Annotated in this window: 9 protein-coding genes; 5 read left to right on the forward strand and 4 right to left on the reverse strand. The window is 40.2% G+C overall.

Going from position 1 to position 12,851, the window contains the following annotated elements:
- Positions 1-32: 32 nt before the first annotated feature.
- From V7K38_RS06995 to V7K38_RS07015, 5 genes are all read left to right on the forward strand, one after another.
- Positions 33-716: an MBL fold metallo-hydrolase gene (locus V7K38_RS06995; protein ID WP_442940755.1), complete on the forward strand. Its 684-nt coding sequence runs from the start codon at positions 33-35 to the stop codon at positions 714-716.
- 369 nt (positions 717-1,085) lie between these two features.
- Positions 1,086-7,022 (forward strand): AAA family ATPase, encoded by a 5,937-nt coding sequence (locus V7K38_RS07000; protein ID WP_334856525.1) that lies wholly within the window; start codon positions 1,086-1,088, stop codon positions 7,020-7,022.
- 31 nt (positions 7,023-7,053) lie between these two features.
- Positions 7,054-7,299: a hypothetical protein gene (locus V7K38_RS07005; RefSeq protein ID WP_334856527.1), complete on the forward strand. Its 246-nt coding sequence runs from the start codon at positions 7,054-7,056 to the stop codon at positions 7,297-7,299.
- Between the two features lie 108 nt (positions 7,300-7,407).
- A complete protein-coding gene (locus tag V7K38_RS07010; RefSeq protein ID WP_334856529.1) occupies positions 7,408-7,635 on the forward strand; it encodes a hypothetical protein in 228 nt (75 codons plus the stop codon).
- Between the two features lie 294 nt (positions 7,636-7,929).
- Positions 7,930-8,202 carry a hypothetical protein gene (locus V7K38_RS07015; protein WP_334856531.1) on the forward strand — a complete coding sequence of 91 codons (273 nt, stop codon included), beginning with the start codon at positions 7,930-7,932 and terminating at the stop codon, positions 8,200-8,202.
- A gap of 173 nt (positions 8,203-8,375) precedes the next feature.
- On the opposite strand, the gene V7K38_RS07020 is transcribed toward V7K38_RS07015, so the two are convergent.
- The 4 genes from V7K38_RS07020 to V7K38_RS07035 form a co-directional block, all read right to left on the reverse strand.
- Positions 8,376-9,143: a phosphatase PAP2 family protein gene (locus V7K38_RS07020; protein WP_334856532.1), complete on the reverse strand. Its 768-nt coding sequence runs from the start codon at positions 9,141-9,143 to the stop codon at positions 8,376-8,378.
- Positions 9,144-9,179: 36 nt separating this feature from the next.
- Entirely contained in the window at positions 9,180-10,421 is a 1,242-nt protein-coding gene (locus V7K38_RS07025) for a hypothetical protein (protein ID WP_334856533.1), read from the reverse strand.
- 686 nt (positions 10,422-11,107) lie between these two features.
- Positions 11,108-11,842 (reverse strand): redoxin family protein, encoded by a 735-nt coding sequence (locus tag V7K38_RS07030; protein WP_334856534.1) that lies wholly within the window; start codon positions 11,840-11,842, stop codon positions 11,108-11,110.
- Positions 11,843-11,919: 77 nt separating this feature from the next.
- On the reverse strand, positions 11,920-12,849 hold the full coding sequence (locus V7K38_RS07035) for an alpha/beta fold hydrolase (RefSeq protein WP_334856536.1): 930 nt from the start codon (positions 12,847-12,849) through the stop codon (positions 11,920-11,922).
- Positions 12,850-12,851 lie beyond the last annotated feature (2 nt).

Genomic DNA, 12,851 nt, shown 5'->3' on the forward strand with positions numbered 1-12,851 from the left:
CCGAGAGTTCAGCCTTTAGTGACAGTAATCTGCTGTCGGGCTGGGTTAGTTATTTACGGGCTGATTACCGTGATTCACTAACCAACGAATCGCACTTTGCTTTTCCACCCAATCGGGACACATTAGGCGGAACCTCTTATTTTATTGTAAGAAATGAAGGCAATATCCTCATAGATTGTCCTGCCTTAGACCAAACAAATCAAGATTTTTTAGCCGCGCATGGAGGCGTGCGTTGGTTATTTCTTACCCATCGAGGCGCTATTGGCAAGGCCTCTGAAATTGGGCAAACCTTTGGCTGTGAGGTACTGATGCAAGAACAAGAAGCTTATTTGTTACCAGGCTTAACCGTAACTACCTTTAGTCAGGAATTCACTCTCGATGCTACAACACAAGTGATTTGGACACCAGGCCATTCTCCCGGCTCATCTTGCCTATACTACAGTGAACTTGGAGGTATATTGTTTTCTGGCCGCCATTTAGTTCCTAATCAGAAGGGTGAGCCAATACCATTACGAACAGCTAAAACCTTTCACTGGCGGCGACAAATTAAGAGTCTTCAGTTCTTATTAGAACGTTTTACACCTGAAACTCTCAAATACATTTGTCCGGGAGCGAATACAGGCTTTCTTAGGGGTAAGCGTGTCATAGATCAAGCTTATAACCAGCTTGCTTCTCTAGATTTCTCAATTTTACTGCAAATACAGCCTTTACTTTAAAATTTAGGCACTTCCAAATCAAAAAATATCCTCAAACTGACGTAAAATTATCGAACCACAGAGACGCAGAGTACACAGAGAGAAGAAAATGCTTAACCCAAGAGTATTGTTTGAAACCCCTCTTCCCTTGTAGGGAAGGTGAGCTAGGGGGGTTAGGTTTTTGAGGCTTAGATGTTAGCAATAATACTTTTCAAATATTCTCTTAGAAACCTATTATCAAGCATCCAAGACGCATTCACGAAGTTTAAAGGCTCATCTGTTATTCCTCAATATTCAATACCCAATACAAATAAATTTATCTAATGCTTGTTAAGCAAGATGTTTTATAGGGAATTCTAAGCCTGAGACAAGGAATTATGGTAAAAAATTATGAGCGCAAAAGTTGATGAAACTTTAAATATTGCTGGCTACCACATCATAGAGCAACTTTATTCAGGTTCTCGGACTTATGTGTATCGGGCAGTACGAGAATGCGATCGCCAACCAGTTGTCATCAAGCTCTTAAAACGAGAATATCCCAGTTTTAGCGAATTAGTCCAGTTTCGCAACCAATATGCGATCGCCAATAACCTAGATATTCCTGGTATCGTTAAACCCTACAACTTAGAATTTTATCATAATGGTTATGTCATGGTAATGGAGGACTTTGGTGGCATTTCCTTGCAGCAATTTACCCAAGGACAACCACTAGCCTTAGAGCAATTCTTTGCTATTGCCCTGCAAATATTAGACACCTTACATCAGCTACATCAACAGCGTGTCATTCACAAAGATATTAAACCAAGTAACATCCTGATTCATCCTGATACTAAACAAATCAAGCTGATTGACTTCAGTATTGCCTCACTCTTACCACGAGAAACCCAAGAGATCCAAAGTCCCAACGGACTGGAGGGAACACTAGCGTATTTGTCGCCAGAGCAAACCGGACGAATGAACAGGGGTATTGACTACCGTAGCGACTTTTATTCATTAGGTGTGACTTTCTTTGAACTACTGAGTGGACAATTACCCTTTGATTGCCATGAACCGATGGAGTTGGTGCATTGCCATATTGCCAAGCATCCACCCTTTCTCTGCGATTTGAACCCCGATTTGCCCTTAATGTTGGGGGAGATTGTCCGCAAACTGATGGCAAAGAATGCCGAAGATCGCTATCAGAGTGCGATGGGAATTAAATATGATCTAGTGACTTGCTTAGAACACAGACAAGAAATAGGCAAGCACACCTGGTTTAATTTGGGACAGCGCGATATCAGCGATCGCTTTCTCATCCCCGAAAAACTCTACGGACGGGAATCAGAAGTGCAGACGTTAATGGAGGCATTTCGCCATGTTGCCAATGGTAGCTCCCAACTAATGCTAGTGGCAGGTTTCTCTGGCATTGGCAAAACCGCAGTCGTCTATGAAGTACATAAGCCGATTGTCGGGTGGAATGGCTACTTTATTAAGGGCAAGTACGACCAATTTAACCGCAACATTCCTTTATCTGCTTTTGTGCAAGCCTTTCGGGATTTGATGGGACAGTTGCTTAGTGAAAGCGATAGTCAACTGGAGCAATGGCAGAGAAAGAGTTTAGCAGCAGTTGGAGAGAATGGGCAAGTTTTGATCGAGGTGATTCCTGAACTGGAGCAGATGATCGGCAAACAGCCCGCGATCGCCGAACTATCGGGCGGTGCGGCACAGAACCGTTTCAATCTGCTGTTTCAAAAGTTTATTCAGGTGTTCACAACAAAAGAGCATCCCTTGGTGATGTTTCTTGATGATTTGCAGTGGGCAGATTCGGCATCGCTCAATTTGCTGAAGTTGTTGATGAACCAGAGTGATAGCGGCTATCTATTCATTATTGGCGCATACCGCGATAACGAGGTGTTTGCCGCTCATCCACTGATGTTGACAATAGATGAAATTGAAAAAGCATCTTCCTGCGTCAGTACTTTAACTCTAGTTCCGTTGAGTCAAACAGATGTTAACCATTTAATCGCAGACTCCCTGAGTTGTACAACTGAACAAGCATTACCGTTGACAGACTTGGTTTATCAAAAAGCCAAAGGCAATCCCTTTTTCACAACTCAGTTTCTGAAAGCGCTGCATGAGGATGGGTTGATTACCTTTGATTGGGAGGTAGGTTTTTGGCAGTGTAATGTAACCCAAGTCAAAGCTTTGGCTCTCACCGATGATGTGGTGGAATTTATGGCCCAACAACTTCAGAAGTTGCCCGACATCACTCAAGATATTTTAAAATTAGCAGCCTGTATTGGCAATCAGTTTGATTTGGCGACATTAGCGATTGTTTCTGAAAAGTCGCAGACTCAAACCGCTTCGGATTTGTGGAAAGCATTGCAAGAAGGATTTATCATTCCAACAAATGAAGTCTACAAGTTTTATCAAACTGAAGCATCAGCCGCCACTGTCCAAACATCAACACAGAAGGTTGACACTTGTGTTTACAAATTCTTGCACGATCGCGTCCAGCAAGCTGCTTATTCTTTCATTCCCAACCAGCAAAAACAGATCACTCACCTGAAAATTGGACAACTTTTGCTCAACCATACACCAGCCTCAGAACAGGACGAAAAACTATTTGATATTGTCAATCAACTAAATATTGGAAATAGCTTAATTGTCGATCCAGATCAGAAAACAGAACTCGCTCAACTCAATTTACAAGCTGCACAAAAAGCAATAGCTGCAACAGCTTATGTCGCTGCATTTGAGTATGCCACTATAGGTATTGCAATGCTGGCACAGGAGCGGTGGCAAACAGCTTATGGACTAACTTTAACACTTTATGAAACTGCTACCGAAGCAGCTTACCTAAGTGGCAACTTTGAGCAGATGACACAATTTTCAGCAGTCATTTTGGCAAATGCTAGAACCTTATTAGATACCGTTAAAGTTTATGAAACCCAAATTCAAGCCGCTCAAGCCCAACATCAATGTCTACAGGGCGTGGAGCTTGCCATAACGATTTTAGAGCGGTTAGGAATCCATTTTCCTAAGCAACCAGACCAATCAGATATTGCATCGGCGCTCAAAGCAACCAAATCCATTCTAGCTGATAGGCAACCGCAAGATTTAATGGCTCTACATCAAATGACAGAGTCAGACAAAATAGCCGCTATGCGGATTCTAGTAGGTGTCTCTCCTTCTGCTTTTGTTGCTGCTCCAGCATTCTTGCCATTTATTATCCTTGAGCAAGTAAATTTATCGGTTCAGTATGGCAATACCTCATACTCTACAAATGGTTATGCTTTCTATGGACTGCTACTTTGTGGGGTAGTAGGAGATATTGAATGTGGCTATCAGTTTGGACAACTGGCACTCAAATTACTCAAAGAGTTGAATGCCAAAAACTTGAAAGCCAGAACCTATGTCGGAGTATGCTGTTGTGTATTGCATTGGAAAGAGCCGCTCAGGAACACCTTAGCGCTTTTCCAGGAAGGCTATCAAGTTGGGCTGGAAACAGGAGATTTAGAATCAGCTACCATTTGTGCAGTCGTTTACATCATTCACTCTTTGTTTCTCGGTAAAGAACTGGGGGAGCTAAGTCGGGAGAGCGATGCTTTCCGTCTTCAACTCACTCAACTCAAACAAGAAGGACTTCTCAACCAGCTGATGATTTTTCAGCAAGGGATTTTGAATTTAATCGGCGATGGTGTCCAAGTATGGAAGCTGATTGGTAAGGCTTTCAATGAAGAGGAAATGCTGCCAGTCTTCCTGCACTCAGGCGATCAAACTGCGCTCTGCTATTTCTATGTGAGTAAACTTTTTCTCGGTTATCTGTTTGGGAAGTTTGAACTTGCAGTGGAAGGTGCGATCGCTACTGAAAATTATCTAGGCGGTGCGATCGGATTATTTGTGGTTCCCATCTTCCACACCTATGATTCTTTGGCTCATCTAGCAATCTATTCCCAAGTTTCCGCAACCGAACAACAACGTATTCTTGGGCGGGTAAGCAAAAATCAGGAAAAGCTGAAAACTTGGGCTAGCTATATTCCAGCCAATCATTTACACAAGTTTTATTTGGTTGAAGCAGAACGATATCGGGTTCTAGGACAAAAATCAGAGGCGATAGAATTGTACGATCGCGCGATCGCTCTTGCTAAAGAACACGGCTATATTCAAGAAGAAGCACTCGCCAATGAGCTAGCCGCTAAATTTTACCTCGACTGGGGTAAAGAACGGATAGCTGGGGAATACATGACGAACGCCTACTACGGCTATGCTCGTTGGGGTGCAAAAGCTAAAGTCGCCAACCTGGAAAAACGCTATCCCCAATTACTCGCCCCTATCCTCCAGCAAACCTCTCCTTCTATTTCAACTAACGAAACTATCTTTGCATTGGAAAGTGTCACCTCCATCAGTTCTGCCACTTCCAGCAGTAGTAGCATCTCTGTTGCTTTAGATTTAGCAACCATTCTCAAAGCTTCTCAAACCCTTTCTGGCGAAATCGAACTCGAAAAACTGCTTTCGGTATTGCTGCATATCGTGATTGAAAATGCGGGGGCCGATAAATGTGTATTCATGCTTTTGGAGTCAGGACATTTAATGATTCAGGCGCTAGCACAGCTTTCCTTTAGCCCTGTAAAAAACAACCAAATTGCTCATGTCAATTTTTATTCAATGTTGCTCAACCCAGAACCTGTTGAAGAATCTCAGGATCTGCCAGTTGGCTTAATTAATACCGTCAAACGCAGCTTACAACCAGCAATGATTGTTGATGCCACGGTGCATCCGCAATTAATTAACGATTCTTACATTCAACAACAAAAGCCCAAGAGTATCTTGTGCAGCCCAATTTTGCATCAGGGTAAATTGCTTGGCGTGTTGTACTTAGAAAACAATTTAGCAACTGGAGCCTTTACAAGCGATCGCGTCGAACTACTTAATCTTCTCTGTGCTCAAGCAGCCATTTCTATAGAAAATGCGCGACTTTATGAGCGAGAACAGGAAAAATCCCAATCGTTACAAGCATCACTAATACAATTAAAACGGAGTGAAGCATCTTTAGCTAAAGAAAGAGAGTTCTTAAATGCCATCATTGAAACTATTACAGATGGGATTGTGGTTTGTGATGCTAGTGGCAAATTGACTTTATTTAACAAAGCAACTCATGAGTTTCATGGCTTACCGATAGAATCATTACCACCAGAACAATGGACAGAACACTTCGATCTATATCACCCGGATGGACAAACACCCCTAGTTGTAACAGAAATTCCTTTATTTCGCGCTTTTCAAGGGGAAATAGTCGAAAATGTCGAAATGATCATTGCACCGAAGCATGGTTCTAAGAGAATTTTATTAGCAAGTGGACAAGCAATCATTGATGCTTCGGGTAACAAACTTGGTGCAGTGGTTGTAATGCGAGATATTAGCGATGCTCATCGGCAAGGTATGGAACGCAAACAATCAGAACTTGCTTTACAGCAAAAGTCACTTGATTTGCAACAAGCGCTAAACGATCTACAAAATGCCCAATTACAAATAGTTCAAAGTGAAAAAATGTCTGCCTTGGGTAATTTAGTTGCTGGGGTAGCTCATGAAATGAATAATCCTTTAGGTTTCATTGCTGCTAGTCTCAAACAAGCTAAACCCACTGTTGCTGATATTGTTAAGCATCTTAGACTATATCAAGAAAGCTTCCCTAATAAAAGTGATGAAATCGTTGAACATGCTGAAGATATCGACTTAGATTATAGCTTAGAAGACTTGCCAAAAATAATTGATTCTATGTCTATGGCATGTGACAGACTCAAAAATATCAGCACCAGCTTAAGAACTTTCTCGCGCGCTGATAGAGATTACAAAGTACCATTTAATATCCACCAAGGCATTGATAGCACAATTTTAATTTTGAAACACCGTTTGAAGGCAAACGAACAGCATCCAGCAATTGAAGTACTCAAAAACTATGGGAATCTACCTCAGATTGAATGTTTTCCTGGGCAATTAAATCAGGTGTTTATGAACCTTTTTGCCAATGCTATTGATGCCTTAGAAGAATCGAATAATAGACGCACATTTGAGAATATTCAGCTAAATTGCAATCGCATTACAATTACAACTTTACTAGAAGATAACTGTGTAAAAATTATTATTGCTGATAATGGTAACGGAATTAATGAATCAGTTCAACAAAAGATTTTTGACCATCTATTTACTACAAAAGCTGTCGGTAAAGGGACGGGGTTGGGGTTGGCGATCGCTCGGCAAATTGTCGAATCAACTCACGGTGGAAAATTGAGTTTTAACTCCGTTGTGGGTAATGGTACTGAATTTATTATTGAGATTCCGATATAAGTTTTCTCTTTAATGCTAAAAGCTTAACCAATTGAGCCGCACACTAGAAGCTAAAAATATAGAACTACAACAACTTACTGAGCAACTAGAGCAACGAGTCACTCAACGAACCCAAGAACTATTTACATCAGTTGAAGCCTTCAAACAAACTCAACAATTTATGAATTACTCACAGGACAGTTACCAATACGGTTCGGTTAAGGTGTTTATTCCTCGAAGATCCCGCCAACCCCCCTTAAAAAGGGGGGCTTATAACCATCTTTTACCCCCTTTTTAAGGGAGTCGCCGTAGGCGGGGGGATCTTAACCTAACCGTATTGGGACAGTTACCATTTATTTCCAACGATCCGATGGAATTGGTACATTGCCACTTGGCAAAAAGTCCTATGCAAATCCATCAAATAAATCCTAATATTCTGTTAGTTTTATCCGAACTTGTCAAGAAGTTGATGGCGAAGAATGCCGAAAACCGCTATCAAAGTGCATTAGGAATAAAACATGATTTAGAGATTTGCCTAAATCAATGGCAAGCTACCGAAAGCATTGAATATTTTCCACTAGGAGAGCGAGATATTAGCGATTGCTTCATCATCCCTGAAAAGCTCTACGGTTGAGAAAAGGAAGTTGCTCAACTATTAGCTGCCTTTGAACAAGTCAGCAGAGGAACCGAATTTATCATTGAAATTCCAAATGGTATTGGAATATAAGTCACAATAGCGTTTATTAACTAACATCTATAGCAATCCTATCTGATTTGTGAAAATTCGCAGTGTTCAGATCCCCGACTTCGTAAAAGTTGTCGGTGATCTAACTTTTCACGAGTGATTTAGGACTGCTATCCTACTAGCAGCAAGAAAAATTTCAATAATAATAGCTATAATAAAAGTATTGAGTATTTTATTAGGAAAATGACAGACTTAACCCAGAATAGCACATTTTTAATAACCGGAATTGTTTTTATAACAATTGCCGTCATCGGACAATCTAAGTTAGGGTTTGTGGAAATTAATCCCGGTTGCTTTGGGAGATTTTTGGCTCTATTTATTGGTATTTCAAGCTTATTCTATTCTCTGGGATTACTCAGTTTTTCAACTGGAACTATTGACTTATTAAAAACTTCTTTGACAGAACAAATCAAACAGAGTATAAGTTCAATTAATGACCTTTTGCAAGGATCGTAATAGGTCAAAAAAATTTATCCCAGGGTGCATTTAAATAGCTTAGAGTTAAGAGGTTGTTTGAAAAATGTTTTCTTGTGATTTTAGGCACTCATTAATCCCCCTAATCTGTCTTAAAAACGCTACGTTTTAAGGAAAATTCAGGAGGATATAGAAGTCTTTAAGCAGACACAATATCATTCCTTACTTATCAACTTTCTTTCTTCAGGGAGTAAGCTAGTTTCATCCTTGGGGGCTTCGCTATCTACGGATTTGGCTATAGTTATATACGGTTTGATAATTAAACTAACACCAATTGTCCAACCTAATGCAACCATCCAACCTGCGAGAATGTCGCTAGGAAAATGTACCCCCAGATAGAGACGACACCATGCAATAGCTATAATGTATAAGCTACCCAAGGTGAGAACCAACCAGCGCCAGGAGCTAGCCCAAGTTAAGAATAGCAAAATTGCTACCAAAGTTATACTCGTCATGGCATGAGCGCTGGGAAATGCAAAACTAGACTCAGGCGCAATAGACTGCCACAATTCGGGGCGCACTCGATGCATTAATTCCTTTGCTGTGCGGCTGATGAGGATGCTTCCCACTGAGGCGGTGAGTAAATAAGCTAGCGATCGCCAGCGTTTTTGTAGTAGTAATATAATTGCGATCGCACCCAAAATCGGTATCGCCGTCCAAGGTAAACCAATTTTAGCCAGCGTCACTGCTAAAACATCTAACTGTGGGTTGGCTGTAGAATGAACTGCTAACAAAATAGGCACATCCCACGGTAAGCCTGCTTGATTCTCCCATATCTTCACTGTCAGAATTTCAAAGACCTGCAAAGGTAAATAAACTCCGATCAACAGGAGTAAGAGCGATCGCCAACGAGCAATCAACAGATTTGTCAGAAAAGAAAGTGGTGACTGACTCTCTTGATTAGCTTTTTCTACTTTTTCCATATCTAAGTTAAAAATACCGATTAACTAATTTACTGACTACAAATTACTGGAATCTTGAGAAGTTCCACAATGTTTACAGTACAACAAATGTTTATAAGTAATATTATGACAGTTTTGGCATTCAATGTACTGATAATAGCCACAGTGCGGACAGTAAGTATCAACCTGTCGAATTTTCTTAGCGCAATTTACACAGCATGATTTTTGAACTCTGCTAGCTGCCTGGACTTTAACATTAAAGACAAATTTTTGAAAAAACTGGATAATTCCAAAACCAATAATTGGAATCAGCAAGATATAAACATAATTTATTAAGAAAAGCAAACCACCAAAAAGGGCGCTAATGATTTCAAATAAAAATCTAAATATTGCACCTATTTGCAGAAACTCAAATATTTTAACAATTAGTGGTATAAAAAAGATGACTAGCAAATGCCAGCTAATTAGCGATACGAGTCCATATCCTCTTCGTTGAGCAAATTTGTGAACTGATAAGGCAATGATAATTAAAGGTAGCAGAAAGAGTGACTGAAAAGCAAGTTGGATACTCGGATACCAAAATGATGCCTGCTGATAGCCTCGATCAACTTCCCGAAATTGATTGTGATCATTGAGAAAGGCTATAAAACTAATGCTTTCTGGTTTTGCAAGTAGTTCATTTTTAAGAGAATAAATTTCTTGTTTTAGGGTAGAAATTTGACGATTATTTTGTTCTAATACCTGTTTAGCTTTTTCAGCACCGACTTGGTTAATTGATTGTTCGCTACCCTGACCTGCAATTTTTTCTAATAATGTTGAGTCATACTGGGATTTTATAGTGCGATTGGCTTGTTCCAACGCACTAATTTTTGCTTGTTCCCGATCGATATTTTTAACGATTTGCTGCTTTTCAGGATTGTTAATTTTATCTTTATAGTCGGCATATTGCAAGCACGTTTTAGAAACCTTACCCAGATGTCCTGCTTCGGGTTGTTGATAGTTTTGCTGAAAACTTAGTTGATTGTTTGGGTTATATGGCAATGAGAGTCTAACAATTTCATAGTTTTTATCTTGAGTGGTTTTTGTCCGATAACTTTGCCACTCTGAATAACATGGATAAGCCTCAGTCGGTCTGAGATGCCATCTGCTAATATTATCGAGTCCGGTAAAAACATTAATTAAGATAAAAATATCAATTATAATAATGACAATTAAACTCACTTTATTTAGTGGTTCATTGTTGATTGTCCTTGAGTTACTAAAAAATCGACTTAAAATTAGGCGAATTCTGGCAAACATATTGTCTTTTTAAATAATTAGAAGATAGTATAACTTACCGCCGAGAGTACGGCATCAAGAATTGACAATTAAGTTATTCTACAAATAATCTTGCATAATTAGGGCGCTGATGTTGCCTACCCCAGAAGAATTTAATTGAATTCGATTATGCTATTTAGATATTTCTCAGTTTAATCACGAAAATATCTAAAAAATCACTGATGCTATCTAACTACAAATTTTACACCATGTAAGTCAAAACTACTTAATCTCAATAAGTATGGGATTTATTGTGGTACTTTTGATTGTCAGCTTATCACTTGCCTTAATCAAATTTTAGTCATCTCAACGACAGGGCAAGGTTTCTAGTCCATACTTCAGTGACCCAAAAAACAGAAAACTCCAAAAACGTTTACTTGTTTTACTTACAGCACTTACGGTAGCTATGAGGTACATCCTCAAAGCTGAAAGCTGTGATAGAAGAGGGGCAAGAGGAAAACTGTATTGCATAATAGCCGGAAGCGCTGTAACGGTGATGTGACGACAGCCGAACGACTACTCAAACAGCAGTAAGGTCAATCGGATAAATGGTATTTGGAGAAAGTGATTTATGACTTGGAACGCGATCGCCGTTACTAAACCTCAAAACAGAAGAGCAATCTTTGAACGCATTATAGGGACGCACATCTGTGCGTCCCTAGTGAAAACTATTTAGCAGCGAAGTAGGCTTCTAATGCCTCAGAACCACCAATTAATTTACCATCGATAAATACTTGAGGTACTGTTGTCGCACCTGTAACTGCTCGTAATGAGCGTGTGGTGATATCCTTACCCAAGGTAATTTCTTCGTAGTTAATGCCATGTTCTTTGAGCATTGCTTTCGCACGCGCACAGAAGGGACAACCAACTTTCGCAAATAGAGAAACTACTTCGGGCTTCACTGCTTGGGGGTTGAGATATCTGAGCATTGTTTCAGCATCGGATACCTTAAAGGGATCTCCTGGCTCCTCTGGTTCAATAAACATTTGGTTAATTACACCATCTTTTACCAGCATCGAGTAACGCCACGATCGCTTCCCAAATCCCAAGTCTGATTTATCTACCAGCATACCCATGCCTTCAGTAAATTCACCATTGCCATCAGGAATTAGTGTAACATTTTCTGCTTCTTGATCCTTTGCCCATTCGTTCATCACAAAGGCATCATTGACAGAAATACAGATAATGTCATCGACACCATTTTCTTTGAAAATCCCAGCTAACTCGTTATAGCCAGGGAGATGAGTTGATGAACAAGTCGGAGTATAAGCACCCGGCAAGGAGAAGACAGCCACTGTCTTCTTAGCAAATAATTCATCGGTTGTCACATCTACCCACTGGTTATCTTTGCGAGTATGAAAAGTAATATTAGGAACTCTCTGTCCTTGGCGATTCGTTACCATGTTTCTGTTTCCTCAAGTAATCCATTCCAGTCATAACCTAGCATGGGAAAACTGGTATGATGGAACTACAGAATTAGTTAAGAAACTTCATTAATGAATGGAGCGATCGCTGCGGCAAATTCAGCAGTTGATTCATAAGGTAAAACATTCCGCCCGTTTATTTTTATACCTTGGCATTGAGGCAAACAGGCAAGGTAGTCAGCCAAGCGTTTATCTGGCGTTTCTTTTTTACTTTTTTGGCTAATACTCGATGCACTTTCCCCCACAACAGCTAATGTTGGTTGCCCAATAGAAGCAATAGACTTAGTATAATCATCTCGCCAAAACCCTGCTAAAAAAGAAAACACTGCATGGCGACTAGCAGGATTTTCTGCACCTGCAACCAATGTATTCAACCACTCTGCATCCACAGCATTCTCAGAAGCAAAGAGTTGGCGAGTTGAGAAAGAACGTAAAAACTTAGGGGTGCGTGCATAACGATAAAAAGCACTTCCAAAAGGGGAATCTAACGTATTCCAAAGAAATTTTTGCTGCCATTCTGGTGATTTATTTGTCATCAAAGCCCATGCTGGAGGCCCAGAAAGTATAAGTTTAGCAATTAAGTTTGATTCCTTTTGGACTAATGCAATTGCAACTGGTAATAATGCCCCTTGTACTACTAAAATCACAGGTTTTTGCACTACTGTTTGTAAAAAGTGCTGCAACTGCTCTGCCCAATCACTAGGAGTATAAGCCAGATGAGGCATATCACTCTCGCCACATCCTAGTAAATCAGGGTTATAAATTGAATTACGCTGACCTGAATTATACCATTCACGACAAAATCGCTGCCAAAATTGCCGCGACAATCCCACACCAATAGGGTGAATTAACAGTAAGGGAATACCCTCAGATGTTGTGTTATTTGGTTGATGAACTTCGTAGGCACAACGATAATTCCGCCAAGTGTAAAATTGGCTAGGAGATGCTGTCAAGTTGGTTGTGTTAGTTACAGCAGATGGTTGCATAG

The sequence above is a fragment of the Nostoc sp. genome (genome assembly GCF_036917465.1).
Taxonomy (GTDB): Bacteria; Cyanobacteriota; Cyanobacteriia; order Cyanobacteriales; family Nostocaceae; genus Nostoc.

Excerpts from the sequence above, each read along its gene's own strand:
- V7K38_RS07000 (WP_334856525.1), top strand. The coding sequence starts at position 1,086 with ATGAGCGCAAAAGTTGATGAAACTTTAAATATTGCTGGCTACCACATC.
- V7K38_RS07010 (WP_334856529.1), top strand. The coding sequence starts at position 7,408 with ATGCAAATCCATCAAATAAATCCTAATATTCTGTTAGTTTTATCCGAA.
- V7K38_RS07015 (WP_334856531.1), top strand. The coding sequence starts at position 7,930 with ATGACAGACTTAACCCAGAATAGCACATTTTTAATAACCGGAATTGTT.
- V7K38_RS07020 (WP_334856532.1), bottom strand. The coding sequence starts at position 9,143 with ATGGAAAAAGTAGAAAAAGCTAATCAAGAGAGTCAGTCACCACTTTCT.
- V7K38_RS07025 (WP_334856533.1), bottom strand. The coding sequence starts at position 10,421 with ATGTTTGCCAGAATTCGCCTAATTTTAAGTCGATTTTTTAGTAACTCA.
- V7K38_RS07030 (WP_334856534.1), bottom strand. The coding sequence starts at position 11,842 with ATGGTAACGAATCGCCAAGGACAGAGAGTTCCTAATATTACTTTTCAT.
- V7K38_RS07035 (WP_334856536.1), bottom strand. The coding sequence starts at position 12,849 with ATGCAACCATCTGCTGTAACTAACACAACCAACTTGACAGCATCTCCT.